The organism is Kitasatospora sp. NPDC001547 (genome assembly GCF_042894165.1).
Classification (GTDB): Bacteria; Actinomycetota; Actinomycetes; order Streptomycetales; family Streptomycetaceae; genus Kitasatospora.
This window is the reverse complement of sequence record NZ_JBIAVL010000003.1, coordinates 194,872-220,629: the sequence shown is the minus strand read 5'-3', so window position 1 is coordinate 220,629 and position 25,758 is coordinate 194,872. Positions and strand designations below refer to the sequence as shown.

Annotated in this window: 24 protein-coding genes and 1 pseudogene; 13 read left to right on the top strand and 12 right to left on the bottom strand. The window is 73.2% G+C overall.

Annotated features, from left to right (window positions below; translation table 11 throughout):
• Nucleotides 1-149: 149 nt before the first annotated feature.
• Nucleotides 150-968, bottom strand: coding sequence for a methyltransferase domain-containing protein (locus tag ACFY0X_RS06750; protein ID WP_387749785.1), 819 nt, complete (start codon nucleotides 966-968; stop codon nucleotides 150-152).
• 176 nt (nucleotides 969-1,144) lie between these two features.
• Between ACFY0X_RS06750 and ACFY0X_RS06745 the strand changes: the two are divergent.
• Nucleotides 1,145-2,292: pseudogene (locus ACFY0X_RS06745) on the top strand (dihydrofolate reductase family protein).
• 52 nt (nucleotides 2,293-2,344) lie between these two features.
• Entirely contained in the window at nucleotides 2,345-3,007 is a 663-nt protein-coding gene (locus ACFY0X_RS06740; RefSeq protein ID WP_387749782.1) for an HAD-IA family hydrolase, read from the top strand.
• 217 nt (nucleotides 3,008-3,224) lie between these two features.
• Here the strand turns inward: ACFY0X_RS06740 and ACFY0X_RS06735 are convergent, their stop codons facing one another.
• From ACFY0X_RS06735 to ACFY0X_RS06720, 4 genes are all read right to left on the bottom strand, one after another.
• On the bottom strand, nucleotides 3,225-3,479 hold the full coding sequence (locus tag ACFY0X_RS06735; protein WP_387749780.1) for a Txe/YoeB family addiction module toxin: 255 nt from the start codon (nucleotides 3,477-3,479) through the stop codon (nucleotides 3,225-3,227).
• A complete protein-coding gene (locus ACFY0X_RS06730) occupies nucleotides 3,476-3,757 on the bottom strand; it encodes a type II toxin-antitoxin system prevent-host-death family antitoxin (RefSeq protein ID WP_344325967.1) in 282 nt (93 codons plus the stop codon). The genes ACFY0X_RS06735 and ACFY0X_RS06730 overlap by 4 nt, the downstream gene beginning before the upstream one ends.
• 176 nt (nucleotides 3,758-3,933) lie before the next feature.
• A complete protein-coding gene (ychF, locus tag ACFY0X_RS06725; protein WP_387749777.1) occupies nucleotides 3,934-5,007 on the bottom strand; it encodes a redox-regulated ATPase YchF in 1,074 nt (357 codons plus the stop codon).
• An 84-nt stretch (nucleotides 5,008-5,091) separates the two neighbouring features.
• Complete coding sequence (locus tag ACFY0X_RS06720) at nucleotides 5,092-5,481, bottom strand: VOC family protein (RefSeq protein WP_387749774.1); 390 nt, start codon at nucleotides 5,479-5,481, stop codon at nucleotides 5,092-5,094.
• Between the two features lie 176 nt (nucleotides 5,482-5,657).
• Here ACFY0X_RS06720 and ACFY0X_RS06715 point away from each other — a divergent pair, with 176 nt between their 5' ends.
• Nucleotides 5,658-6,290 (top strand): DUF6542 domain-containing protein, encoded by a 633-nt coding sequence (locus ACFY0X_RS06715; protein WP_387749772.1) that lies wholly within the window; start codon nucleotides 5,658-5,660, stop codon nucleotides 6,288-6,290.
• A gap of 131 nt (nucleotides 6,291-6,421) precedes the next feature.
• Here ACFY0X_RS06715 and ppgK read toward each other — a convergent pair whose 3' ends face one another.
• Nucleotides 6,422-7,168 (bottom strand): polyphosphate--glucose phosphotransferase, encoded by a 747-nt coding sequence (ppgK, locus tag ACFY0X_RS06710; protein ID WP_387749769.1) that lies wholly within the window; start codon nucleotides 7,166-7,168, stop codon nucleotides 6,422-6,424.
• A 297-nt stretch (nucleotides 7,169-7,465) separates the two neighbouring features.
• Nucleotides 7,466-8,440, bottom strand: coding sequence for a 4-hydroxy-3-methylbut-2-enyl diphosphate reductase (locus ACFY0X_RS06705; RefSeq protein ID WP_387749766.1), 975 nt, complete (start codon nucleotides 8,438-8,440; stop codon nucleotides 7,466-7,468).
• A gap of 121 nt (nucleotides 8,441-8,561) precedes the next feature.
• Here ACFY0X_RS06705 and ACFY0X_RS06700 point away from each other — a divergent pair, with 121 nt between their 5' ends.
• The 4 genes from ACFY0X_RS06700 to ACFY0X_RS06685 all read left to right on the top strand — a co-directional run bounded on the left by ACFY0X_RS06700 (nucleotide 8,562) and on the right by ACFY0X_RS06685 (nucleotide 12,307).
• Nucleotides 8,562-9,950, top strand: a complete 1,389-nt coding sequence (locus ACFY0X_RS06700) for an APC family permease (protein WP_387749763.1) — start codon at nucleotides 8,562-8,564, stop codon at nucleotides 9,948-9,950.
• Between the two features lie 111 nt (nucleotides 9,951-10,061).
• A complete protein-coding gene (gene xseA / locus ACFY0X_RS06695) occupies nucleotides 10,062-11,273 on the top strand; it encodes an exodeoxyribonuclease VII large subunit (protein ID WP_387749760.1) in 1,212 nt (403 codons plus the stop codon).
• A 53-nt stretch (nucleotides 11,274-11,326) separates the two neighbouring features.
• Nucleotides 11,327-11,593, top strand: a complete 267-nt coding sequence (locus tag ACFY0X_RS06690; RefSeq protein WP_387749757.1) for an exodeoxyribonuclease VII small subunit — start codon at nucleotides 11,327-11,329, stop codon at nucleotides 11,591-11,593.
• Between the two features lie 111 nt (nucleotides 11,594-11,704).
• The gene (locus ACFY0X_RS06685; RefSeq protein WP_387749754.1) at nucleotides 11,705-12,307 is read left to right on the top strand and encodes a malonic semialdehyde reductase; all 603 of its coding nucleotides are present in this window, start codon (nucleotides 11,705-11,707) and stop codon (nucleotides 12,305-12,307) included.
• Between the two features lie 102 nt (nucleotides 12,308-12,409).
• Here ACFY0X_RS06685 and ACFY0X_RS06680 read toward each other — a convergent pair whose 3' ends face one another.
• Nucleotides 12,410-12,946, bottom strand: coding sequence for a DUF4245 domain-containing protein (locus ACFY0X_RS06680; protein WP_387749751.1), 537 nt, complete (start codon nucleotides 12,944-12,946; stop codon nucleotides 12,410-12,412).
• A 215-nt stretch (nucleotides 12,947-13,161) separates the two neighbouring features.
• Between ACFY0X_RS06680 and glpX the strand changes: the two genes are divergently transcribed.
• Entirely contained in the window at nucleotides 13,162-14,202 is a 1,041-nt protein-coding gene (glpX, locus tag ACFY0X_RS06675; protein WP_387749748.1) for a class II fructose-bisphosphatase, read from the top strand.
• A gap of 84 nt (nucleotides 14,203-14,286) precedes the next feature.
• Here the strand turns inward: glpX and ACFY0X_RS06670 are convergent, their stop codons facing one another.
• Both ACFY0X_RS06670 and ACFY0X_RS06665 read right to left on the bottom strand, forming a co-directional pair.
• Nucleotides 14,287-14,721, bottom strand: a complete 435-nt coding sequence (locus ACFY0X_RS06670; protein WP_387749745.1) for a WhiB family transcriptional regulator — start codon at nucleotides 14,719-14,721, stop codon at nucleotides 14,287-14,289.
• 262 nt (nucleotides 14,722-14,983) lie between these two features.
• On the bottom strand, nucleotides 14,984-15,685 hold the full coding sequence (locus ACFY0X_RS06665) for a DUF1707 domain-containing protein (protein WP_387749743.1): 702 nt from the start codon (nucleotides 15,683-15,685) through the stop codon (nucleotides 14,984-14,986).
• Nucleotides 15,686-15,892: 207 nt separating this feature from the next.
• On the opposite strand from ACFY0X_RS06665, the gene ACFY0X_RS06660 reads away from it, so the two are divergent.
• A complete protein-coding gene (locus tag ACFY0X_RS06660) occupies nucleotides 15,893-17,560 on the top strand; it encodes a fumarate hydratase (RefSeq protein ID WP_387749740.1) in 1,668 nt (555 codons plus the stop codon).
• A 69-nt stretch (nucleotides 17,561-17,629) separates the two neighbouring features.
• On the opposite strand, the gene ACFY0X_RS06655 is transcribed toward ACFY0X_RS06660, so the two are convergent.
• On the bottom strand, nucleotides 17,630-18,388 hold the full coding sequence (locus tag ACFY0X_RS06655) for a GntR family transcriptional regulator (RefSeq protein ID WP_387749737.1): 759 nt from the start codon (nucleotides 18,386-18,388) through the stop codon (nucleotides 17,630-17,632).
• A gap of 138 nt (nucleotides 18,389-18,526) precedes the next feature.
• Here ACFY0X_RS06655 and ACFY0X_RS06650 point away from each other — a divergent pair, with 138 nt between their 5' ends.
• Complete coding sequence (locus ACFY0X_RS06650) at nucleotides 18,527-18,802, top strand: hypothetical protein (RefSeq protein WP_387749734.1); 276 nt, start codon at nucleotides 18,527-18,529, stop codon at nucleotides 18,800-18,802.
• 184 nt (nucleotides 18,803-18,986) lie between these two features.
• On the opposite strand, the gene ACFY0X_RS06645 is transcribed toward ACFY0X_RS06650, so the two are convergent.
• Complete coding sequence (locus ACFY0X_RS06645; protein ID WP_387749732.1) at nucleotides 18,987-19,271, bottom strand: hypothetical protein; 285 nt, start codon at nucleotides 19,269-19,271, stop codon at nucleotides 18,987-18,989.
• 214 nt (nucleotides 19,272-19,485) lie between these two features.
• Here ACFY0X_RS06645 and ACFY0X_RS06640 point away from each other — a divergent pair, with 214 nt between their 5' ends.
• The 3 genes from ACFY0X_RS06640 to ACFY0X_RS06630 all read left to right on the top strand — a co-directional run bounded on the left by ACFY0X_RS06640 (nucleotide 19,486) and on the right by ACFY0X_RS06630 (nucleotide 25,723).
• Complete coding sequence (locus ACFY0X_RS06640) at nucleotides 19,486-22,440, top strand: BTAD domain-containing putative transcriptional regulator (protein ID WP_387749729.1); 2,955 nt, start codon at nucleotides 19,486-19,488, stop codon at nucleotides 22,438-22,440.
• Nucleotides 22,441-23,015: 575 nt separating this feature from the next.
• Entirely contained in the window at nucleotides 23,016-23,687 is a 672-nt protein-coding gene (locus ACFY0X_RS06635) for a class I SAM-dependent methyltransferase (RefSeq protein ID WP_387750576.1), read from the top strand.
• A 296-nt stretch (nucleotides 23,688-23,983) separates the two neighbouring features.
• Nucleotides 23,984-25,723, top strand: coding sequence for a SpoIIE family protein phosphatase (locus ACFY0X_RS06630; RefSeq protein WP_387750573.1), 1,740 nt, complete (start codon nucleotides 23,984-23,986; stop codon nucleotides 25,721-25,723).
• The last annotated feature ends 35 nt before the right edge of the window (nucleotides 25,724-25,758 follow it).

Genomic DNA, 25,758 nt, shown 5'->3' with positions numbered 1-25,758 from the left:
CCGCCGTCCGCCGTCCGCCGTCCGCCGTCCGCCGTCCGCCGTCCGCCGTCCGCCGTCAGCCGTCCGCCGTCCGCCGCCCAGTCGGCTCGGCCGACGCGGTCGGCTCGGTCGGCTCGGCCGGCTCGGCCGACTCGGTCGGCTCGGCCGGCTCAGCCCCGGGCCAGGACCTCACCGTGCAGCATCGAGAACCAGCCGTCCCCGGCGGAGCTCCACTCCCGCCAGCCGTCCGCGATCCGGCCCAGCTCGTCCCGGTCCGCGAAGCCCAGCCCGACCGCCGTCCGGCCCAGCGCGGTGCCCGTCACCCGGTCCGCCCACATCCCGCCCCACCAGGCGCGCTGCTCAGGCGTCGCGTACGTCCAGGTGGAGGCGCCGGCGGTGACGTCGGTGAAGCCGGCCGCGCGGGCCCAGGACAGCAGCCGCCGGCCGGCGTCCGGCTCACCGCCGTTGGCGCGGGCGGTCCGCCGGTACAGCTCCAGCCACCCGTCCAGCGCGGGCACCTCGGGGAACCAGGTCATCGAGGCGTAGTCGACGTCGCGCACCGCGACCACGCCGCCCGGCGCCGTCACCCGCCGCAGCTCGCGCAGCGCGGCCACCGGGTCGGCCACGTGCTGGAGCACCTGGTGGGCGTGCACCACGTCGAACTCGCCGTCGCGGTACGGCAGTCGGTGCACGTCGGCGTGCTCGACGACGACGTTGGACAGGCCCAGCCCGGCGATGTGTCCGGCGGCCTGCTCCAGCACCTCGGCGGAGGTGTCCACCGCGACCACCCGCCCCTGCGGGCCGACCAGCCCGGCCAGGTCCGCGGTGATCGTGCCCGGTCCGCAGCCGACGTCCAACAGGGCCTGTCCGGGCCGCAGTTCGGGCAGCAGGTAGCCGGCCGAGTCGGCGGCGGCGCGGGAGCGGTGCGAGCGCAGCACGGCCTCCTGGTGGCCGTGGGTGTAGACGGCGGCGGGCTGCGGTCCGGTCATGGGGTCCCCCTGGTGTGGCGACTGACTGCGGTCGGCCGCGGTGCTCCACGGCGCCTCCGACGCTACTCGCCGTCCCGCATCCCGAGAAGATCCGTCTCACACTCCGATCACTCGGGGACCGGAGCGCACCCGGCCGCCGTACCGTGGAGGCGCCCCCGACAGAACGGTCCCGCCAGATGCCCGGCCCGCGCCCCTACGTCCTGCTGAGCGCCGCCGTCTCCCTCGACGGCCACCTCGACGACGCCTCCCCCGACCGGCTGCTGCTCTCCAACGCCGCCGACTTCGACCGGGTCGACGAGGAGCGCGCGGCCGCCGACGCGATCCTGGTCGGCGGCAACACCCTGCGCGCCGACAACCCGCGGCTGCTGGTCAACGACCCCGGGCGCCGGGCCGCCCGCCTGGCGTCCGGCCGGCCCGAGCACCCGCTGAAGGTGACGCTCTCCGCGAGCGGCGGACTCGGCGCCGACCTGCGGTTCTGGCACACCGGCGGCGCCCGGCTCGCCTACACCACGGACGCCGGGGCCGCGGTGCTGCGCCCCCGGCTGGAGGGGCTGGCCGAGGTGGTCGCACTGGGCGGCGCGGTGGACCTCGGCGCGGTGCTGGACGACCTGGGCGCCCGCGGGGTGCGGCGGCTGATGGTCGAGGGCGGCGGCGGCGTGCACACCCAGTTCCTGGCGCAGGGTCTCGCGGACGAGCTCCAGCTGGCCGTCGCCCCGCTGCTGGTCGGCCAGGCCGAGGCACCCCGGTTCGTCCGCCCGGCCGCGTTCCCTGGCGGCCCGGCCCGGCGGATGCGGCTGCTGGAGGCACGTACCGTGGGCGACGTCGTCCTGCTCAGGTACGCCCCCAAGGAGCCCGCGCCGTGACCCAGTCCGCGTCCACCGACCTCGACCACCTGCGCCGGGCCGTCGAACTCTCCCGCCGGTGCCCGCCGTCCGAGACGGCCTTCTCGGTCGGCGCGGTGATCGTCGGCGCCGACGGCACGGTGCTGGCGGAGGGCTACAGCCGGGAGACGGACCCGCACGACCACGCCGAGGAGGCGGCCCTGGCCAAGCTCCCGGCGGGTGACCCGCGGCTGCGCGGCGCGACCGTCTACAGCTCGCTGGAGCCCTGCGGACAGCGGGCCTCGCGGCCGGTGCCGTGCGCCCGGCTGCTCGTCGCGGCGGGCGTGCCGCGGGTGGTGGTCGCCTGGCGCGAGCCGGACCTGTTCGTCACCGACTGCCAGGGCACCGCACTGCTGGCGGCGGCCGGGGTCGAGGTGGTGGAGCTGCCGGAGCTGGCGGAGGAGGCCCGCGCGGTCAACGCCCACCTGCTCGGACCCGCGTGACTTTTTGTATCATTCGGCAACAAATGCTGTTCACCCCTTGAGGAGCCGTCCCATGCCCGCCGCCCCCGTCCGGCTGACCGCCCGAGCCGTCCTCCTGGACATGGACGGCACCCTGGTCGACTCCGACGCCGTGGTCGAGCGCTGCTTCGGCCGCTGGGCCGAGCGGCACGGCCTGGACCCGGCCGAGGTGCTCGCCGTCGCGCACGGCCGCCAGGGCCACGCGACCATGGCCCACTTCCTGCCGGACCGCCCGATGGAACTCAACCTGGCCGACAACGAGCGGATGCTCGCCGAGGAGCGCGCCGACACCGAGGGCGTCGTGCCGGTGCCCGGCGCCGCCGCCTTCCTCGCCTCGCTGGCCGGCCACCCGCACGCCCTGGTCACCTCCGCCGACCAGCCGCTCGCCCGGGTCCGGATGGCCGCCGCCGGTCTGCCGCTGCCGCCCGTCCTGGTCACCGCCGAGTCCGTCGGCGCCAGCAAGCCCGACCCCGAGGGCTTCCTCAAAGGCGCCGCCGCCCTCGGCTTCGCCCCCGCCGACTGCCTCGCCTTCGAGGACTCCGGCGCCGGCATCGCGGCCGCCAGGGCCGCCGGCACCCGCGTCGTCGGCATCGGCCCGCGCGCCCTCCCCCACCACCCCGACGCCCACTCCGCCACCCTCACCGCCGTCACCGTCACCGCCGCCCCCGACGGCCTCCTCACCGTCACCATCGGCTGAGCCCTCGCACGGCACCGATCCGGCACCTCCGAGCAGACCGGACGACGGCGAAGAGGCCGGACCCCGTGTGGGGAGTCCGGCCCCTTCGGACCGTGCACGGTGACCGGTCAGACGTTGAAGCGGAATACCCACCACGGCTGTGAGCTGTGGAAACGCTGACTCTGAAGGCCCAAGTCAGCACGGAATCAGCACGGTGACTCAGACACACAGCCAGCCATCAGTAGTGGTAGCGGGCGGCCAGAACAATGATCTCCCGGTCCGTCACCAAGTAGACGAGGCGGTGCTCGTCGTCGATCCGCCGCGACCAGGCCCCGGGCAAGTGGTACTTCAGTGGCTCGGGCTTGCCGATACCGGTGAACGGGTCGCGCAACACGTCCTCGATGAGCTTGTTGATCCGGGCGAGCATCTTGCGGTCGGTCTTGAGCCAGGAGGTGTAGTCCTCCCAGCCGCCTTCCTCAAAGACGAGCCTCACGCGGCACCCTTCTCGCCATCCGCCGCATCAGGGTCGATGAGCTCCCGCTCGGAAAGCCCTATGCCGCCGAGGGCGTTCTCGTACGCCTTGAGCAAGCGGCGGGCATTCACGGGCGAGCGCAACAGGTAGGAGCCTTCACGCAAGGCGGCATAGTCCTCGGCCGAGACGAGCACGGCATTTCCGTGCTTGGAGACGATCTCAATGGCCTCGTGATCGTCGTTGACCTTCTTGATCAACGGGAAGAGAGCCTTGCGCGCCTCGCTGGCAGTGATCGACATCGACTGGACTCCTCCACTAGTGGTACCACATAACGTACCACTTGCATGGATGCAGTAAGCCGAAGAAGTCAGCACCAAGTCAGCACGGAAAAGAGATCGGGGCCCGCCTCAAGGGAGGCGGGCCCCGTCCGACCTGTGCATTCGACAGATCAAGCTATCTCAAAGCAATCAAACGCTCACACGTTGAAGCGGAACTCCACGACGTCGCCGTCCTGCATGACGTACTCCTTGCCCTCGATGCGGGCCTTGCCCCTGGCGCGGGCCTCGGCGATGGAGCCGGTCTCGACCAGGTCGGCGAAGGAGATCACCTCGGCCTTGATGAAGCCCTTCTGGAAGTCGGTGTGGATGACTCCGGCGGCCTCGGGGGCGGTGGCGCCCTTCTTGATGGTCCAGGCGCGGGTTTCCTTGGGGCCGGCCGTCAGGTAGGTCTGGAGGCCGAGGGTGTCGAAGCCGACCCGGGCGAGGGTGGCGAGGCCGGGCTCCTCCTGGCCCATGGACTGGAGGAGCTCCAGGGCCTCGGCGTCGTCCAGCTCGATCAGCTCGGACTCGATCTTGGCGTTCAGGAAGATCGCCTCGGCCGGGGCGACCAGCTCGCGCTGGGCCTTCTTGAAGTCCTCGTCGGCCAGCTCGTCCTCGTCCACGTTGAAGACGTAGAGGAAGGGCTTGGCGGTCAGCAGGTGGAGGTCGCGGATCGGGGCGGTGTCGAAGCCGGCCTCGAAGAGGGTCTTCCCGGTCTCCAGGATCGCCTGCGCGGCCTCGGCGGCGGCCAGCACGGCGGCGGTCTCCTTCTTGAGGCGCGCCTCCTTCTGGAGCCGCGGCAGGACCTTCTCGATGGTCTGGAGGTCGGCCAGGATCAGCTCGGTGTGGATGGTCTCGATGTCGTCCTTGGGCGACACCTTGCCGTCCACGTGCACCACGTCCGGGTCGGTGAAGGCGCGCACGACCTGGCAGATCGCGTCCGACTCGCGGATGTTGGCGAGGAACTTGTTGCCCAGGCCCTCGCCCTCGCTGGCGCCGCGCACGATGCCGGCGATGTCGACGAAGTCGACGGTCGCCGGGAGGATGCGCTGGGAGCCGAAGATCTCGGCCAGCTTGGCCAGCCGCTCGTCCGGGACGCCGACCACGCCGACGTTCGGCTCGATCGTGGCGAACGGGTAGTTGGCCGCCAGCACGTCGTTCTTGGTCAGGGCGTTGAACAGGGTCGACTTGCCGACGTTCGGCAGGCCGACGATTCCGATCGTGAGCGACATGAAGCGCAGTCCCGTGGGCTTGGAGGAGTTGGGTCGGCACCGTACGGGCCGACCCCCAAGTCTACGGGCAGCCCCCGCACTGCCTCACTCCTCGGTCGCCGCCGCCCGGGGCTCCAGGAACTCCAGCCGGTTGCCCAGGCTGTCGTCGGCGTAGAAGCGCCGGTGGCCGGGCAGGTTGTCGTCCCAGGTCACCTGGTGGCCGTGCGCGGTGAGGCGGTCGGCCAGCGCGTCCAGCGAGCGGACCAGGATGCCCGGGTGCCCCTTGCGGGACGGACGGAAGTCCGGGGTCACGCCCAGGTGCACCTCGACCCCGCCGCCGCGGAACCAGCAGCCGCCGCGGGCGGCCAGCACCGGCGGCTTCGCCAGCTCGGTCATCCCGAGCACGCCGGACCAGAAGGCCCGGCACGCGTCCTCGGCGCCGGCCGGGATGTCGAGCTGGACGTGATCGAGCCGTTCGAACGTGAAATCGGTCATGCTGTTCCCCCGTGAAGAGACCCGTGAACGGATCCGGTGATCGTCGTGCGTCGGCGCGACCGCGCAGGTCAGCCGACCTGAGTGACGATCACATGACTACTCCGCCAGGAGACACGGGACAAGACCTGAACGGTCCATTACACAGTGTGGCGATGATCGGACCGTACGTTGGGCGGGTGGAGCAGAGCACCCGTACCCAGCCGCCAGGGCCCAGACGCCGTCCGCCGACCCGCGCGGCGGCAGCCGCCGTCCCCGGTCCGGGCCGGGCCCCCGGGGCCGCCGGCACCCCCTCCGGGTCCGTCCCCGCCTCCCGGCTGCGCCCGGTGGCCGGCCCGTCCGGCGCCCCCCGCCCGACCGGGCCCCGGCTGCGGCTGCGCCTGCCCCTGCGCGGGCGCGGCGACGAGCAGCTGTACGGGCGGCGGCGCACCGGCCGGCCGACCCGGCTGACGGCCGTCGGCACCGGGGTGGCCGCCGTCCTGGCGACGCTCGCGGTGGCGGGCGTGGACCGGCTGCTGTTCGACGGCCTCGGCTGGCTGTTCGGCCTCGGCTACCTGGTGGTCTGCTTCCAGCTGGCCGTCCGGGTGCGCTACGCGGACCTGCTGGCCGCACCGATCAGCGGCCCGATCGCCTTCGCCGTCGCACTGCTCCTGCTCGAACCGGTGAACTCCCCGGGCGTCACCGCCCAGGTGGTCTCGCTGGCGACCGGGCTGGCGCTGCGGGCCGGCTGGCTGTTCTCCGGCACCGGGCTGGCCGCGCTGATCGTGCTCGCCCGGTTCGTCGCCCAGCGCCGGATCCACCGCGCACGCTGAGGCCGTACCCGTCGGCACCCCGGCCGCACCCCACCCACCGGCACCCCACCCACCGGCACCCCGCCCGCCGGCCGAAGCCGTTCCGGCGAGGCGCCGCCCGACCAGGCCGCCGGCCCACCGGGGGACGCCCCTCAGACCTCCGCCCTGGCCGCCGCCATGGCGGCTCCGACGATGCCCGCGTCGTTGCGCAGCTCCGCCGGGACGATCCGCGCCGCGCGGTCCTTCAGCAGCGGCAGGAACTTCTCGTGCTTGCGGCTGACCCCGCCGCCGATCACGATCAGCCGCGGCGAGAACAGCGTCTCCACCACGTCCAGGTACTCGTCGACCCGCCCGGCCCACTCCTCCCAGTTCAGCCCGTGCCGCTCCTTGGCGGCCGAGGAGGCCCGGCGCTCGGCGTCCTTGCCGCGCACCTCCAGGTGGCCCAGCTCGGTGTTGGGCACCAGCACGCCGTCCACGAACAGGGCGCTGCCGATGCCGGTCCCGAAGGTGAGCACCAGGACCACGCCCGGCTCGCCCCGCCCGGCGCCGTGCGTCAGCTCGGCCAGGCCGGCCGCGTCCGCGTCGTTCAGGACGGTCGCGGGCATCCCCAGCGCCTGGCGGAAGAGGCCGGCCGCGTCCAGGCCGATCCAGCCCTTGTCCACGTTGGCCGCCGTCCTGGTGCGGCCGTCGACGACCACGCCGGGGAAGGTCAGCCCGACCGGGCCCTGGTGGTCGAAGTGGCGGATCACCTCGCAGACGGCGGCGACCACGGCCTCGGGGGAGGACGGCTGCGGGGTGAGCACCTTGTGGCGCTCCTGGGCGAGCGCGCCCCGGGCGAGGTCGACGGGCGCGCCCTTGATCCCCGAGCCGCCGATGTCCACGCCGAATACCGCCGTCATCCCGTCCACCCTCCGCCGTCGGCCGCGGGACCGGCTCAGGACCGTCCGCGGCCGGTGAATCGTCCACAGCCTGTGCACAAAACTACGAGAGCGCGCCCGGGCGCGCACAGCAGGACACCGAACCGCGGGACACCGCACAGCCGGAAAGCGCGCAGCGGGAACCCGCGCACCCCGGGAAAGCACCCCGGGAAAGCGCTCCGGGAAGCCGCACCAGCGGCCGCACGGCGGAGCGGCAGGCCGCCGCCGCAGCGGAAAGGGCCGGCACCCCCGACGGGGTGCCGGCCCTTCCGGGTCGGGTCAGAGCTTGCCCGCCGCCTCGGCGCGCAGGTCGCGGCGCAGCTCCTTGGGCAGCGAGAAGATCAGGTGCTCCTCGGCGGTCTTGACCGTCTCGACCGTGTCGTAACCGCGCGCGGCCAGGAACTCCAGCACGCCGTCGACCAGGATCTCCGGCACCGAGGCGCCGCTGGTCAGGCCGACCGTGGTGACGCCCTCCAGCCACTCCTCGCGGATCTCCTCGGCGAAGTCCACCAGGTGGGCGGCCTTGGCGCCGTACTCCAGGCCGACCTCGACCAGGCGGACGGAGTTGGAGGAGTTCTTGGAGCCGACCACGATCAGCAGGTCGGCCTCCGGGGCCAGCTGCTTGACCGCGACCTGGCGGTTCTGGGTGGCGTAGCAGATGTCGTCGCTGGGCGGGCTGACCAGCGCCGGGAAGCGGTTCTTCAGCTCGCCGACGGTGGCCATGGTCTCGTCCACCGACAGGGTGGTCTGGGACAGCCAGACGACCTTGGACTCGTCCCGGACCCGCACGTTGGCGACGTCCTCGGCGCCGTCCACCAGGTGGATCCGGTCCGGGGCCTCGCCCATGGTGCCGATGACCTCCTCGTGGCCCTCGTGGCCCACCAGCAGGATGTCGAAGCCCTCGTCGGCGAAGCGCACGGCCTCCTTGTGCACCTTGGTGACCAGCGGGCAGGTCGCGTCGATGGTGGCGAGCTTGCCGGCCCGCGCCTCGTCGTGGACGGACGGGGCGACGCCGTGCGCGGAGAAGACGACGATCGAGCCCTCGGGCACCTCCTCCGTCTCGTCGACGAAGATCGCGCCCTTCTTCTCCAGGGTCTGCACCACGTACTTGTTGTGGACGATCTGCTTGCGGACGTAGATGGGCGCCCCGTACTGCTCCAGGGCCTTCTCCACGGCGATCACGGCGCGGTCGACTCCCGCGCAGTAGCCCCGGGGGGCGGCGAGCAGGACACGGCGCTGCGCGGTCTTGGACATGGATCCATCGTACGGGCGGCCGCGACCGGCGCTCGCCTTCCCGGTCCCCCGGCGGGAAGCCGCGCCGACGCCGGACACCTTCCGTGCAGACCCGGTCAATTGCGCTCAAAATATGGTGTCTATGAGCTCTGTGAGCGAGCGGGTGACGCCGAGCGGCCTGCGCCGCAGCCTGGGTGTCCGCGATCTGATGGTCTACGGACTGCTGTTCATCGCCCCGATGGCCCCGGTCGGCGTGTTCGGCGTGCTGGACGCCAAGAGCCACGGCGCCGTCGCCACGGTCTACCTGGCCGCGACGGTGGCGATGGGCTTCACCGCCGTCTCGTACACCCAGATGGTGCGCGCGGTGCCGCAGACCGGCTCGGTGTTCGCCTACGCCCGGGCCGGGCTGGGCGAGGGACCGGGCTTCGTCGCCGGCTGGATGGCGATGCTCGACTACCTGCTGATCCCCGCGGTGGCCTACCTGTTCTCCGGTATCGCGCTGAACTCCCTGGTGCCGGACGTCTCGCGGTGGGTCTGGACGGCGCTCGCGGTGGTGGTGACCACCGCCCTCAACCTGGTCGGGGTGCGGACGGCGGCGGTGGTCGGCTTCGCGGTGCTCGCGATGGAGATCGCGGTGCTGGCGGTGTTCGTGGCCGCGGCCGTGGTGGCGCTGGCCCAGGACGGCGCCCGGCGCGGCTGGGACACCCCGTTCACCGCCGTCGGCGACTTCTCGCTGGCCGCGGTGGTCTCCGCGGTGTCCGTCGCGGTGCTCTCCTACCTGGGCTTCGACGCGATCGCCACCTTCGTGGAGGAGGCGGTCGGCGCCTCGGCGGCGGTGGCCCGGGCGGTGCTCTGGTGCCTGGCGCTGGCCGGGGTGCTGTTCGTCGCCCAGACCTACCTGGCGGCGCTGCTGGAGCCGACCGGCCCGCAGCAGCTGGCCGCCGACCCGGCGGCGCAGGGCTCGGCCTTCTACGACACCGTGGAGAGCGGCGTCGGGCACTGGCTGCACGTGCTGGTGGCGGCCAGCAAGGCGATCGGCGCCGCCTTCGCGGCCCTGGCCGGGCAGGCCGCGGCCGGACGGCTGGTCTTCGCGATGGGCCGGGACGGCCGGCTGCCGCGCCCGCTCGGCACGGTCGACCCGGCCAGCGCGGTGCCGCGCCGGGCACTGCTGGCGGCCGCGGTGATCACGATGGCGGCGGCGGTCTGGGCGGCCGAGCGGGACGACGGGCTGGACCAGCTCACCTCGGTGGTGAACGTCGGCGCGCTGACCGCTTTCGCGCTGCTGCACGCCTCGGTGGTCGGCTGGTACGCGGTGCGGCACGGCTCGCGGCGGTGGCTCCCGCACGTGGTCGTGCCGGTGCTGGGGATCGCGGTGATCGGGGCGGTGGTGTACGAGGCCTCGACCACCGCGCAGATCGTCGGGCTGGTCTGGCTGGCGGTCGGCCTGGTCGTGCTCGCCGTCCAGGGTGCCGCCGGCCGGGGCGGCACCCGCGGCGGTCCCGGCGGGGCCGGCCGCCGCCGGCGGCCGTAACCCGGACGGCGCAACGGCCGACGGGACGGCAGGCGGGCCGGCGGGCCCCGCCGGCCGCGACCGGGGTCGGCGGTCTCGGCCGTGTCGGCCCGCGCCGCTAGCCTCGTACGCATGGCCAACACCAGCTCCCCCGAAGCGCCGCTCCCGGTCGGCAAGGTCTCCGCGCTGATCGGCGGCTGGATCGACCGGCTCGGCGCGGTCTGGGTGGAGGGGCAGATCACCCAGCTCAGCCGCCGCCCCGGGGCGGGCGTGGTGTTCCTGACCCTGCGCGACCCGCAGGCCGACGTCTCTCTCACGGTGACCTGCTTCCGCTCGGTGTTCGAGCAGGTCGCGGACGTGGTGCAGGAGGGCGCGCGGGTCGTCGTGCACGCCAAGCCGGAGTGGTACGCGGCGCGCGGCCAGCTGTCGATGCGCGCCTCGGAGATCCGCCCGGTGGGGCTCGGCGAGCTGCTGGCCCGGCTGGAGCAGCTGAAGCGGCGGCTCGCCGGGGAGGGCCTGTTCGCGGCCGAGCGCAAGAAGCCGCTGCCGTTCCTGCCGCAGTGCGTGGGGCTGGTCACCGGGCGCGGCTCGGCGGCCGAGCGGGACGTCCTGGAGAACGCCCGGCGGCGCTGGCCGGCCGTCCGCTTCGAGGTGCGCAACGTCCCGGTGCAGGGGGTCAGCGCGGTGGAGCGGGTGAGCGCGGCCGTGCGGGAGCTGGACGAGCACCCCGAGGTGGACGTGATCGTGGTGGCCCGCGGCGGCGGCAGCGTGGAGGACCTGCTTCCGTTCTCGGACGAGGGCCTGGTGCGGCTGGTCGCGGCCGCCCGTACGCCGGTGGTGAGCGCGATCGGGCACGAGCCGGACCAGCCGCTGCTGGACTTCGTGGCCGACCTGCGCGCCTCCACCCCGACCGACGCGGCCAAACGGGTGGTTCCGGACGTCGGCGAGGAGCTGGCCAAGGTCCGCCAGCTGCGCGACCGCGCCCGCCGGCACGTGCTGTCCCGGGTCGAGCGCGAGCAGCACGGACTGGACGGGGTGCGCAGCCGCCCGGCGCTGGCCGCCCCGCACCGGATGCTGGACGGGCGCGGGCAGGAGGTGGACGGCCTGCTGGAGCGGGCCCGGCGCACCCTGCGGCACCGGCTGGACCACGCGCAGAGCGACCTCGGGCACACCCTGGCCCGGGTGGTGGCGCTCTCCCCCGCGGCCACCCTGGAGCGCGGCTACGCGGTGCTCCAGCGGGCGGACGGCACGGTGGTGACCGACCCGGCGCAGGCCGCGCCCGGCGAGGGGCTGCACGCCCGGGTGGCGGGCGGCGGCTTCGACGTCACCGTGGCGCCCGGGTAGTCCCCGCAGACCGGGGCTGGGGCGTGTCGGTCCGAGCCCCTACGCTGGCACGCATGGCAGAGCAGCAGGAGCAGCAGGACGCGGCGGCAGCGGCGGCGCCGAACCCGGACGACGCGCTGGGCTACGAGCACGCCCGGGACGCGCTGCTGGACGTCGTCCGGCAGCTGGAGAACGGCGGGACGTCGCTGGAGGAGTCGCTGGCCCTGTGGGAGCGCGGCGAGCAGCTGGCGAAGGTGTGCCAGCGCTGGCTGGACGGCGCCCGGGCGCGGCTGGACGCCGCGCTGGCCGCCGAGGAGGGCGCGGCCCCGGGCGGGGAGTGAGGCAGGTCACAAACACTTGGGGAATCGTTGAATATTCACCTATGTTGGACGGAGTGACCGGCTGCGGCCGATCATACCGACGAACTCCTTTTCCGCATGAGGTGCAGAAGCATGACCACCGACGCCCTGGTACTCGACGCCGCCGCTCAGGACCTGCTGTTCCGTGAGGCCCGCACCGCGAACACCTTCACCGACGAGCCGGTCACCGAGGAGCAGGTCCAGGCCATCTACGAGCTGGTGAAGTTCGGCCCGACCGCCTTCAACCAGCAGCCGCTGCGCGTCGTCCTGGTCCGCTCGGAGGAGGCCCGCGAGCGCCTCGTCCGGCAGATGGCGGACGGCAACAAGGACAAGACCGCCGCCGCCCCGCTGGTCGCCATCCTGGCCGTGGACAACGAGTTCCACGAGGAGCTGCCGACCCAGCTCCCGCACTTCCCGCAGGCCAAGGACCTGTTCTTCTCGGAGCGCAGCGTCCGCGAGCAGTCCGCCACGCTGAACGGCGCCCTGCAGGCCGCCTACTTCATCGTCGGCGTGCGCGCCGCCGGTCTGGCCGCCGGCCCGATGACCGGCTTCGACGCCGAGGGCATCAACAAGGAGTTCTTCGGCGACGGCGAGCACTCGGTGCTGGCCGTGGTCAACATCGGCAAGCCGGGCGAGGACGCCTGGTTCCCGCGTTCGCCGCGCCTGGCCTACGACGAGGTCGTCACCACGGTCTGATCCGCCCCGCGCGAAAGGGCCCCGCACCGGTTCGTCCGGTGCGGGGCCCTTCGGCGTGCGCGTGCCCGGCGGCGTGCGCGGGGCGCCACGGCCGGGGCGGGACTACTTGAGCGCCTGCGCCAGCTCGGCCAGCTCCTCGTAGGAGGCGGTGCCGGTGAGCAGGGTCGCCCCGGGGCCGGTCTGCACGGCCAGCGCGCGGGCCTTCTCGCCCTGCACCCGGTCCCAGGCGCGGCCGCCCGCCTCGGCGGTGCCGTCCGGCTTGGCGCCCGTCACGTGGTCGGCGAGCAGGGAGTCGCGCGGCACGTCGCTCTGCTCGATCGCCGCGTACTGGCCGGAGGGGGTCACGAAGCCCAGGTGCCAGGCGTTGCCCTTGCCGTTGTTGTCGGCGGCCGGCCGGTAGCTGACCGAGGTGGCCCGCCACTTGTCCGGCAGCCCCTCCGGGGAGAGCAGCGGGTACGGCGCGGTGCGCTTGGCGGAGGCCGCCGCGACCTTGTACTCGACGACGTGCACCGGGTCGCCGTTGGCGTCGTGCGGGAGGAACAGGTACCCGACCCAGACGACGATCCCGACCGCCAGCATCGACAGGACCATGTCCCGTACGGTCTGCCGGCCCCTCATGCCCTTGCTGTCTGCTGCCACCCCCACATGGTGACTCATCCACATCTCCGGGCGGTCACCAGGGGTGTCCACGTACGGGTGAAAGGGGACGAACCGGTGTTTTCCGCGACAGAGCAGCGACCCGCGCCACAGACAGTCATCTCGTGGGCAGATACGATCGCAGAACCCTCACCACGGCGTTCGACCTGGCAGTAGTCGGGCGCTCACTGGCCGTCGCGTACAGAGAGGTAACGACGATGACCACGCAGTACCCGCACCACCTTCCCAGTGCCCTGGAGGTCGCGCCCGAGGCTCCGGACCGGAACCTCGCGCTCGAGCTCGTCCGGGTCACCGAGGCGGCCGCGATGGCCGCCGGCCGGTGGGTCGGACGTGGCGACAAGAACGGCGCGGACGGTGCCGCCGTGAAGGCGATGCGCACCCTCGTCTCGACCGTCTCGATGAACGGCGTCGTCGTCATCGGGGAGGGCGAGAAGGACGAAGCCCCGATGCTCTACAACGGCGAGCGGGTCGGCGACGGCACCGGCGCCGAGTGCGACGTCGCGGTCGACCCGGTGGACGGCACCACGCTGACCGCCAAGGGCATGAACAACGCGGTGGCCGTCCTGGCCGTCGCCGACCGCGGCACCATGTTCGACCCCAGCGCCGTGTTCTACATGGACAAGCTGGTGGCCGGGCCGGAGGCGGCCGAGTTCGTCGACATCACCGCCCCGGCCGCGGTCAACATCCGCCGGGTCGCCAAGGCCAAGGGCAGCGCCGTCGAGGACGTCACCGTCGTCGTGCTCGACCGCCCGCGCCACGACGGCCTGGTCCGGGAGATCCGCGAGGCGGGCGCCCGGATCAAGTTCATCTCGGACGGCGACGTGGCCGGCGCCATCATGGCCGCCCGCGAGGGCACCGGCGTCGACCTGCTGATGGGCGTCGGCGGCACCCCGGAGGGCATCATCGCGGCCTGCGCGATGAAGTGCATGGGCGGCGTGATCCAGGGCCGGCTGTGGCCCAAGGACGACGCCGAGCGGCAGAAGGCCCTGGACGCCGGTCACGACCTGGACCGGGTGCTCACCACGGACGACCTGGTCAGCGGCGAGAACGTGTTCTTCGTCGCCACCGGCATCACCGACGGCGAGCTGCTGCGCGGCGTGCACTACCGCTCGGAGACCGCCACCACCAGCTCGCTGGTGATGCGCTCCAAGAGCGGCACCATCCGCGAGATCAACTCCACCCACAAGCTCGCGAAGCTGCGGGCCTACAGCGCGATCGACTTCGACCGCGCCAACTGAGCCCCACCCGAGCGCACTTCGCGGCCCCGGCGGAATCCCCCTCCGCCGGGGCCGCGTCGCGTCCCCTGGGTCTCGGACCCGGCGTCACCCGGCTATCCGGCGCCGCGCGGCCTCCGTCACCCGGGCCGCCTCGCGCAGCTCCGCGTCCCGGCGGCGGCGCCGGGCCAGCACCACCCGCCGCTCGGCGGCCGTCAGCCCGCCCCAGACCCCGTACGGCTCCGGCTGCGCCAGCGCGTGCTCGCGGCACTCCAGCAGCACCGGGCAGCGGGCGCACACCTGCTTGGCCTGCTCCTCGCGCGACAGCCGGGCCGCCGTCGGTTCCTTGGAGGGCGCGAAGAACAGCCCCACCTCGTCCCGCCGACACGCGGCACCGGTGTGCCAGGGGTTGTCCTCGCCCGCGGGGGAGCCCGCCGGGACGCCCGGGGACTGCGGCTGCGGCCGGGCGCCGGGACGGCGCTCCAGGACCTGCTGCGCAGCGGCGGCTGGCGAGGTGGTGCGGGACTCGATCGGATGCAGCACGGCCGTACTCCTGACGAGGCTCTCGGACACGGGGAACCCTCGCTCCCCCGCCGGCCGCGAGCCCCCGCTGTCCCACCCGGGCGCGGCCGCTCGGCCACCTCCGGTGCGCAGCCGTCCAAGAAGCGATGTGCGGAAGGAACTACCCCGCCCGGCCGCGATTCATGCACACTGCACGCAATCGACTACGCAGCGCACTGGGCACAACGCCGAGCGCCCGACCGGGAGTTGGTTCCCGGTCGGGCGCATTGCAGGTCAACGACGGTCAGTCGGTGCCGAGTTGGCGGCGCACCCACTCCTTGAGCTTCTTGCCCCGGCGCGGCTTGGCCTCGCAACCGCCGAACAGCGCAAGGCCCTTGATCCGGACAACCGGAGCGTACGGGTCCGCCGCGGTCTGCTCCCGGACGTCGAAACCGCCGAAGATGCCGACGCCGGACCCCTGCAGGGTGACGTTCTCCGGCACCCGCACCTCGACGCCGCCGAAGACCGCCGTGACGGTGATCTCCACCTCGGGGGACTCGAACACGGCGTCGGTCAGGTCGATCTCCACCCCGCCGAACGCGGCGAAGGCGCTCAGCTGCGAGCCCACCCGCCAGCGGCCCTTGCGGGACGCGCCGCCGAAGACCGCCACCACCGTCGGGGACTCCTGGCGCGCGGGCGGCTGCGGGGTGCCCTGCGGGGCGTTCAGCGGCTGCTTCTCGAAGGACAGCGGGCGGGCCGGCAGGTCCCTGGTCAGCGGCGCGAGGTCGCCGAAGGTCTTCGCGGCGTAGGCGGCCTCGATCCGCTCGGCGTGCTCGTCCGCGTCCAGCCGGCCCTCGGCGTAGGCGTCCCGCAGCAGCTCCGCGACCTTCTCGCGGTCGGCGTCGGAGACGCGCAGCTCCGCCTGCGCGACCGGCGCGTGCGGCCCCGGCGCGCTCTCCGCCCTGGCCTCGGGCCGGAGTTCGGGCTTGGGTTCGGATTTGGTCATCGGTACGGGCGCCGGCACCGGCGGCTGCCCCGAATCGTCGTGCGACGGCGAGTTGTCCACGGGGTCAGCCTAGTCGCTCGCACTCCTGCGCGAGTGAGCCCGGTCACGCAAGGCTGACCTGTCCGCGTGCCGACTTCCGCCGGGTCCTACCCTGGATGGTGCTTCGCCGACGCAGCCGGACCAACTGGACAGCTAAGGACCGCCCCGATGGCTCCCACGCCAGACTTCGAGTACAGCGACCTGCTCCCCCTGGGCGCTGACCCGACCCCCTACCGCAAGCTCACCTCCGAGGGTGTCTCCACCTTCGAGGCCGGCGGTCGCACCTTCCTCCAGGTCGAGCCGGAGGCGCTGCGGCTGCTGACGGCCGAGGCGATGCACGACATCTCGCACTACCTGCGCCCCGCCCACCTCGCCCAGCTGCGCCGCATCCTGGACGACCCGGAGGCGAGCCCCAACGACCGCTTCGTCGCGCTCGACCTGCTGAAGAACGTCAACATCTCGGCCGGCGGCATCCTGCCGATGTGCCAGGACACCGGCACCGCGATCGTCATGGGCAAGCGCGGCCAGAACGTGCTGACCGAGGGCGGCGACGAGTCCGCCATCGCCCGCGGCGTGTACGACGCGTACACCAGGCTCAACCTGCGCTACTCCCAGATGGCCCCGGTGACCATGTGGGACGAGAGGAACACCGGCAACAACCTGCCGGCCCAGATCGAGCTGTACGCCACCGACGGCGACGCGTACAAGTTCCTGTTCATGGCCAAGGGCGGCGGCTCCGCCAACAAGTCGTACCTGTACCAGGAGACCAAGGCCATCCTGAACGAGGCGAGCATGCTCTCGTTCCTGGAGCAGAAGATCCGCTCGCTGGGCACCGCGGCCTGCCCGCCGTACCACCTGGCCATCGTGATCGGCGGCACCAGCGCCGAGTTCGCGCTGAAGACCGCCAAGTACGCCTCGGCGCACTACCTGGACAACCTGCCGACCGAGGGCAACGCCAGGACCGGCCACGGCTTCCGCGACCTGGAGCTGGAGGCCAAGGTCACCGAGCTGACCCAGAAGATCGGCATCGGCGCCCAGTTCGGCGGCAAGTACTTCTGCCACGACGTGCGCGTGGTGCGCCTGCCGCGGCACGGCGCCTCGCTGCCGGTCGCGATGGCCGTCTCCTGCTCGGCCGACCGCCAGGCGCTCGGCAAGATCACCGCCGAGGGCGTGTTCCTGGAGCAGCTGGAGACCGACCCGGCGAAGTACCTGCCGGACACCACCGACGAGCACCTGGACGACGACGTGGTGCGCGTCGACCTGAACCAGCCGATGTCCGCGATCCGCGCCGAGCTGTCCAAGTACCCGGTGAAGACCCGGCTCTCGCTCACCGGCACCCTGGTCGTCGCCCGCGACATCGCCCACGCCAAGATCAAGGAGCGCCTGGACGCCGGCGAGGGCATGCCCAAGTACCTCCAGGACCACCCGGTCTACTACGCGGGCCCGGCCAAGACCCCCGAGGGCTTCGCCTCCGGCTCCTTCGGCCCGACCACGGCCGGCCGGATGGACTCCTACGTCGACCAGTTCCAGGCGGCCGGCGGCTCGATGGTCATGCTCGCCAAGGGCAACCGCAGCAAGCAGGTCACCGACGCCTGCGCCGCGCACGGCGGCTTCTACCTCGGCTCGATCGGCGGCCCGGCCGCCCGCCTCGCCCAGGACTGCATCAAGAAGGTCGAGGTGCTGGAGTACGCCGAGCTCGGCATGGAGGCGGTCTGGCGCATCGAGGTCGAGGACTTCCCGGCCTTCATCGTCGTCGACGACAAGGGCAACGACTTCTTCCGCGAGACCACCGAGGGCCCGCTGATCACCAGCCTGCGCGTCCGCTCGAAGGAGTAGTCCCCACTACCCCCCGCACCGCCCCGGCCGCCCCTCGCGGCCGGGGCGGTGGCGTCGGCTGGTCGGCGCTCAGGCGTCGAAGTCGTACTCCAGGACGTAGGAGGCGGCGTCCAGGATCATCTCGTTGAGCTCGACGACCTGCCCCTCGTCGGCGAAGGCGGTGCGGCAGATCAGGATGACCGGGGTGCCGGCGGACAGCTCCAGGCGGGCCGCCTCCTCCCCGCTGGGCATCCGGGAGCGGACCTCCTCGCGGAAGTGCACGGGCTTGGCGCCGATCTCGGCGAGCCGGGCGTAGGTGCCGCCGGGGCCGGTGTCCTCGCGGGTTATCGCGGTGCCCGCGACCAGCAGGGCGGGCAGGTAGGAGGTCGAGAGCAGCACCGGCTTGCCGTCCAGGACGAAGCGGCGGTGCCGTACGCACATCGGGGCGCCCGGGCCGACCCCGAGCACCCGGGCCACGTGGTCGGGCGCGCCCCGCTCGGTGACGGACACCTGGTCGACCACCAGGCTGCGGTTGTCGATGTCCGCCGACCATATCGACCGGCCGGAGCCCCACTGCCCCTGCGCCAGCCGCTGGATGCCGCGCCGGCGCAGCGGGCGGAAGTCCCTGACGAACACCCCGGCGCCGCGGCGCGCCTCGGCGATGCCCTCGCTCTGCAGCACGCCCAGCGCCTGGCGGGCGGTCATCCGGGCCACGCCGTACTCGTCCATGAGGTCGTTCTCGCCGGGCAGGCGGTCGCCCGCGCGGTACCGGCCGGCGTCGATGGCCGCCTTCAGCGCGTCGGCGATCCGCTGGTACTTGGGCTGCTTGTCGCCACTGCTGCCGGTCATCGCCGCTCCCTCTGCCTCGGAGAAATCGTAGGCGTGCCCGCGGTCTCCGGTAAGGAGATAGGACCGTTGACATCTCTAGAGATATTAGCTTCTCTAGAGATGCTGGCCAGTCGCCGACCAGAGCGAGGAGCAGCAACGGTGAGCACCCGACAGCGCAACGCCCCGGCCTACCGGCCCCACGTGGGTGAACTCGTCCTCGACCGCAGGACCGGACGCACCGGCATCTACATGGACACCATCGGCGGCGAGCACTACCTGCGCCCCGAGCCCGGCGGCCGGGAATGGACGGCCGACCCGCACCAGGTCGCCCCCGCCCCCGGGGCCGGCGATTCAGCCGAATGCGATCTTCCTCGGCAATTTCGGCAAAACGCAGGCAAACAGCAACATTCCGACCACCGCAATACCCCCGGGTGAATCCGGAATTCCGGAACGAGCGGCGCCCGCCGTCGGGCACGTTACGGATATCACCGGTCACCATGAGTGCAACGTGGACACGTTTCGGCCACCCGGTGGACACCGGCGGGGAATTGGCGCGCCCGTAACCGCCGGTGCCCCCGCGCCCGGGCGGGGGCGACGGGGGCACCGGGGGCGCGGCCGCTTACGCGTGGCCGAAGACGATGCTCTCCGGCTCGTACTTCTCGCCCGGCTTGGCGGTGTCCGGCTTGGCCGGCTCGGGCAGGTAGTCGGCCTCGTCGCCGAAGGCGCCGTTCTCGATCGCGTTCTTCCGGTCGGCACTCGGCTCGGTGTACTCGGTCGGGTTCGAGGCCGCGGCGACCGCGCCCTCGACAGCCTGGCCGGCCTCCACAGCGACGGCCGGGGCCGGGGTCTGCGCCTGGTTCTCGGGCGTCGACGGCACCGGGGTCTCGCTCTGGTCGTTGGCCATTGGGCGGCCGCCTTTCGGTCATCAAATGTCGTCAGCCCGACCGGATTGGCGCGGGCGCGGGGACAGTATCGTAGGGTTGATTAAATGTCCGATAAACATCGTGCGACTGGCGGAACCGTCCGGCAGAGTCGGACGTCCGCCTAAGCTGAAGCACCACGGCGGACCGCCGAGCGCCCTTTCACGGAATCGACACCACAGGCCATCGGGGGACTTCATGGAGTTTCGGGAGACGCCGCAGAGCCCTGCGCCGCGCTTCCAAGTCCTCGGCCCGGTCCAGGCCTGGATCGACGGCAAGCCCCTCTCGCTCGGCTCCCCCCAGCAGCAGGCGGTCCTGACCACCCTCCTCCTGCACGCCGGACGCCCGGTCCCCACGCAGGACCTGGTCGACGCGCTCTGGGGCGACCGGCCGCCGGCCCAGGCGGTGGCCGCGCTCCGCACCTACGTCTCCCGGCTGCGCTCCGTCATCGAACCCCGGCGGGAGGTGCGCCGCCCCGCCGAGCTGCTGGTGTCGGTCGCCGACGGCTACGCGCTGCGCATCCCGGGCGAGGCCCTCGACCTGACGGTCTTCGAACGGCTCTGCACCGAGGCCGCGACCGCCCGGGCGAACGGCGACAAGCAGGAGGCACACCGGCTGCTGACCGAGGCGCTGAACCTGTTCAGCGGCCGCCCGCTCACCGGCATCCCCGGCCCCTACGCCGACACCCAGCGGCTGCGGCTGGCCGAACGCCAGGTGGCCGCCGCCGAGGAGCTGTGCGCCGCCGCCCTCGACATCGGCCGGCACGCGGAGATCGTCGGCGAGCTCAACAACCTGACCACGGAGCATCCGCTGCGCGAACGGCTGCGGGAGCTACTGATGCTGGCGCTGTACCGCTGCGGCCGCCAGGCCGAGGCGCTCGGCGTCTACACCGACACCCGCAAGCTGCTCATCGACGAGCTCGGCGTCGAGCCGGGCGTCGGCCTGTCCACGATGCACACCCGGATCCTCGCGGCCGACCCGTCGCTCGCCCTCCCGGCCGCGCCGGAGGCTCCGGCGAAGGACCATCCGGTCACTCCGCCGCCAGCCCAACTCCCGGCCGATGTTTCGGACTTCAGCGGCCGCACCGAGCTGGTCAGCGACCTCTCGGCGGTCCTGATGAACGCCACCGGCCAGGCCGTGGTGGTCACCTCACTGGCCGGCATCGGCGGCGTCGGGAAGACCACCCTCGCGGTGCACGTCGCCCACCGCGTCCGGGCCGAGTTCCCGGACGGACAGCTGTACGTGGACCTGCGCGGCGCCGGCGCCGCGCCGGCCGACCCGGTCGTCGTCCTCGGCGACTTCCTGCACGCCCTCGGAGCCACCGAGAACCCGGAGTCGATGGAGCAGCGCGCGGCCCTCTACCGCTCGCTGCTCGCCAACCGGCGGATGCTCATCCTGCTGGACAATGCGCGGGACGCCGACCAGATCCGGCCGCTGATCCCGGGCGTCTCCGGCTGCGCGGTGCTCGCCACCAGCCGCTCCCGGCTCGCCGGCATCCCCGGCGCACAGCTGTTCGATGTCGAGGAGCTGACGCCGCAGGAGGCCCTGGCACTGTTCTCGGCCATCGTCGGGGAGCAGCGGGTCGCCGCCGAACCGGAGGCCGCCATGGCGGTGGTCACCGCCTGCGGCTTCCTCCCGCTGGCGGTCCGCATCGCCGCCGCCCGGCTGGCCAGCCGGCCGAGGTGGAGCGTCTCCGACCTGGCCCGTCGGTTAGCCGACCAGCGCCGCCGGCTGGACGAACTCCAGCTCGGCAACCTGGCCGTGGAGACCACCATCGGGCTGGGCTACGGACAGCTGTCCCCGGCCGAGGCCCGCACCTTTCGACTCCTCGCCCTGATCGACTCCCCCGACATCCCGCTCGCGGCCGCCGCGGCGCTGCTCGGCATGGACGAGGACGCCGCCGAGGACCTCGTCGAGGCCCTGGTCGAGGCGAACATGCTGGAGTGCTTCACCCCCGGCCGCTACCGCTACCACGACCTGCTCCGGCTCTACGCCCAGCGGCAGAACGAGCGGATCGGGGACACCGAGGAGCAGCAGCGGGCCGTCCTGCGGCTGCTCGACCTGCTGATCCCGACCGTCCGCAACGCGGCCCGGACCATCGAACCGGACGACCCCGAGCCCGAGTTGCTCACCACGCCCTCCTCGCCCGGGATCGGCCTGCCGACCATTGGCTCCGCCCAGTCCTGGCTGCGGGCCGAGAGCGCCCTGCTGCTCAATTCCGTAGCCGCGGCGGCGAACGGGCCGCGCGCCTCGCAGCACGCGGCGATCGACCTGCTGATCCTGCTGTACGGCCTCGACCCGGACCCGACCCACGGCCCCCAGGTGCGCCCCGTCCTGGAAACCCTCGGACGCGAGGCGGAGCTGCGCGACGACTCCCCCGCGCTCGCCCGGGTGCACTTCGTCCTGGGTGCCCTGAACTACGTCACCAGTGACTTCCAGGGCGCCGAACACTCGCTGCGCCGGAGCCTGGACCACCAGTCACCGGACGAACCGACCGTCCAGCTGCTGGCCACCGCCAACATCCTGGGCGTGATCCTGAGCCTGGGCAACCGTCCGGCCGAGGCGCTGCCGTTCATGGAACAGGCGCGGGCCACCAGCCAGGCGGTCGGCGCGCCGACCGCCGAGGCCCGCATCGTCAGCAACATGGCCCGGGCGCAGCACCGGCTCGGGATGACCGAGACGGCGGTGCGGTCCGCCGGCGAGGGCGTCGCCGCCGCCCGGGAGTCCAAGAACGGTCCGCTGCTCGCCCAGACCCTCTACCAGCTGGGCGTGGTGCTCTCCGGCGGCGACGCCGTTCCGCACCTGCGCGAGGCGCACCGGCTCTACCAGTCGCAGCAGAACCCCCTGTGGGAGGGCTACACCCTGGCCCGGCTCGCCTCCGCCCTGCTGGTCGCCGAGCAGCCCGGCGAGGCGGCCTCGGCGGCCGGCGAGTCGCTGGCGATCGGCCAGGAGCTGGGCTCCGCCTACTGCCAGGGCCTGGCGAACGCCGCGCTGGGCGAGGCCCTGTTGACGCTCGCCCAGCCGGCCCGTGGACTCGCCTGCCTCCAGGAGGCGCATGCGATCTTCACGCGGCTCGGTGTGCCCGAGGCCTCCCCCGTGGCGGACCTCATCTCCCAGCAGCACACCGAGCCCCTCTCTCCCCCCGCGCCGTAAGGCCTCCGCTCCCCCACGGAGAACCTCCCCCGTTCCGCGCGTCGGCGCTCCCGCAGCCCCCCGGCTGCGGGAGCGCCCTCAACGCTTCCCCGGCGCTGGACTCCACTGTGCACCGGACCGATTGACGTTCAATAAACGTCGGATAGTCAGCCTGCGGCTCGGCAAAACCGCAGGTCATCGACCTTTCCCGGGCGCATCCTCCGGCGTGCGGGGCCCCGCGCACAACCCGGCCCGCACCCTCGTGCTTCCGCAACCCCGGCCACAACGGCCCAAGTGCGGCGAGTTGGCCGGAAAGGGACCCCACGACGCGGTGATCACGCATATTCTCAGATGCCAGTACGCACACGAGTGTCTGCCGGACAACGCATCGGGGTGCCGGTCCGTGCGCGTGGTGCGCAGAGCGTGATGTACCGCCACCGGCAGCGGCCCGCGGGGCCGTGGAGGAGCCACCGGAGGCCACGGGTGGAAGGGTGCCTCGCAACGTGACGACCGGACAGATATCCGACCCGTTCCCCGTCGGCGAGGACGCCGGCGACGACGATCCCGAGGTACGGCGGCGGCGGGCGGCCCGGGCGCTGCAGGCGGTCGCCTTCGACACCATCGGCGCCGGGTACGGCGATGCCTTCCCCGCCAAGGACGGACAGCTGGCCTGCGTCCGGCGGCTGCTCGCCGGGCTCGAACCGGGCGCCCGGGTGCTGGACGTGGGCTGCGGCAGCGGTGAGCCGACCGTCCGCCAGCTGGTCGCAGCGGGCCTGCGGGTCACCGGCGTCGACCTCTCCGACGGGATGCTCGCGCTGGCCCGGCGGACCGCCTTCCCGGGCGTGTTCGCACCGGTCCTCCATCGGATCGACCTGTACGATCTGGCCACCGAGCGTGCGGACCGGGTCTGGAACGCCCCCGGGCTGGGGCCGGCCGGCCGGGGCGGCTTCGCCGCGGTCACCGCGTTCTTCTCGCTGATCCTGCTGCCGCAGGACGAGATCCCGACCGTGCTGGGGCGGCTGCGCGAACTCCTGCGGCCCGGTGGGCTGCTGGCGCTCGGTATGGTCGAGGCGGACCTGGATCACGTTCCGCTTCCGTTCCTTGGCAGAGAGCTGCGGATCAGTGGGTATCTGCGGGAGGATCTGGAGCGGGTTCTGGTCTCGGCCGGCTTCGCCGTCGAGGACTGCTCGGGGCATCCGTACGCACCGGCCAGCACCTCGCTGCCGCCGGAGGAACAGCTGTTCCTGTGCTGTCGACGCGTCGGCTGATCGAACCGGGACAGGACCGGCCGCACTCGCGGCCGACGCAACAGAACAGCTCACCGACCACACCGAATCCAGGACAGGCAGCCGTGCGCGACCAGCTCAAGACCGAGGCGGAGCAGCCGCCCGCCGTCCCGGGCCAGCGCCGCCAGGTCCCGGCCGCGCCGCCGGCCCCGACCTCGGCCCCCACGGCGGCGGCCCCTGCTCCGAACCCGACGGCTCCGAACCCGACGACGGCCCAGGCGACGCCCCCGACGACGGCCCAGGCGCGACGGCCGGGCGCCCGGCCGGAGCGCGCCGAGATGGCGGACCGGCTGGCGTACCTCGACTCGGCGACCCGGCGGATCAACAGCGCCCTCGACCTCGCCGCGACGCTGCGCAACATCGGCCGGGTGCTGGTCCCGACGCTCGCCGACGCCGCCGTCGTCCACCTGCGCGACCCGCTGCCCAACGTGGAACGCGAACCCGGCTTCCCGGAGGAGCTGCGGATACACCACAGCACCGGCACCCGGATCGGCCGCCGCGGCCGCCCGAGCCTGGACGACCGGCGCCGCTCCCGCTACGGCGCCCGCTCCACCGCCGACGGCGGCCCGGCCACCCCGGTGACCCGCGGCGGAGCCCTCGCCCACGCCCTGCTGAGCCGCCGCCCCGCCGAGGCGGCCGTCCTCGGCACCCCCGCCGCCGAGCGCTCCGAGACGCTGCTGCGCGAGCTGTACGGCACCCGAGGGGTGGCCCGGCTGGCCGCCGGCACCTCCGTCCTCGCCCTGCCGCTGCGCGGCCGCAAGGCCGTGCTCGGGCTGCTGATACTGATCCGCCGCCCTCCCGAACGCAGCGGCCGCCCGGTCTTCGACGCCGCGGACACCGCGACCGCCGCGCACCTCGCCACCCAGGCCGGGCTGGCCGTGGACACCGCGCTGCGCTACGCCCGCGAGTGGGAGATCGCCAACGAGCTCCAGCGCAGCATGCTGCCGCTGCGCCTGCCGCAGTCGCACGGTGTCCGGATCGCCCAGCGCTACCTGCCCGGTGAGCGCGGCGCGCAGGTCGGCGGGGACTGGTACGACGCCGTCCCGCTGCCCGGCAACCGGGTCGCCCTGATCGTCGGCGACGTGATGGGCCACTCGCTCACCTCGGCCGCCATCATGGGCCAACTGCGCACCAGCGCCCAGACCCTGGCCGCCCTGGACCTGCCGCCGCACGAGGTGCTCTACCACCTGGACGAACAGGCCCAGCGGCTCGGCCGCGAACAGCACCTGGCCACCTGCGTCTACGCGGTGTACGACCCGATCGCCAACCGGGTGGTGATGGCCAACGCCGGGCACGTCCCGCCGGTGCTGGTCCGCCCGGACGGCACCGCCGAGCTGGTCGAGCTGGACTCCGGGGCGCCGATCGGCGTCGGCGGGGTGGACTTCAACTCCGTCGAGCTGCCCGCGCCGCCCGGCTCGGCCCTGCTGCTGTTCACCGACGGCCTGGTGGAGACCCGCACCCGCCCGATCAGCGACGGCCTGGAGGTGCTGCGCGCCCGGATCGCCGCCGCCCGCTGGCAAACCCCCGAGCAGCTGTGCCAGGAGTCGCTGCGGATCCTGCCGCCCGGCGACCGCGGCGACGACATCGCGCTGCTCGGCGCCTGCTTCGACGGCATCCCGGCCGGGGACGTCGCGCACTGGTACCTCCAGCCGCGCAACGAGACGCCGGGCCGGGCCCGCCGCCTGGCCGCGCACACGCTGCGCCGCTGGGGGCTGGACGAGCTCAGCGAGGCGACCGAGCTGATGGTCAGCGAGCTGGTCACCAACGCCGTCCAGCACGCGACCCGGCCGGTCACCCTGAGCCTGGTGCGCACCACCCGGCTGCGCTGCGAGGTCGGCGACGACAGCCCGCTGCTGCCGCGCCCGCGCCGCACCGGCCCGGAGGACGAACGCGGGCGCGGGCTGCAGATAGTGGCCAGGTGCGCGGACCGCTGGGGCGCGACCAGGCTGGGCACCGGCAAGGTGGTCTGGTTCGAGCAGCGGCTGCCCGCGCCCGTGCCCGTTCCCACCGGGGCCTGAACGCGGTCGCGCCCGGCGGGAACGGATCCCACCGG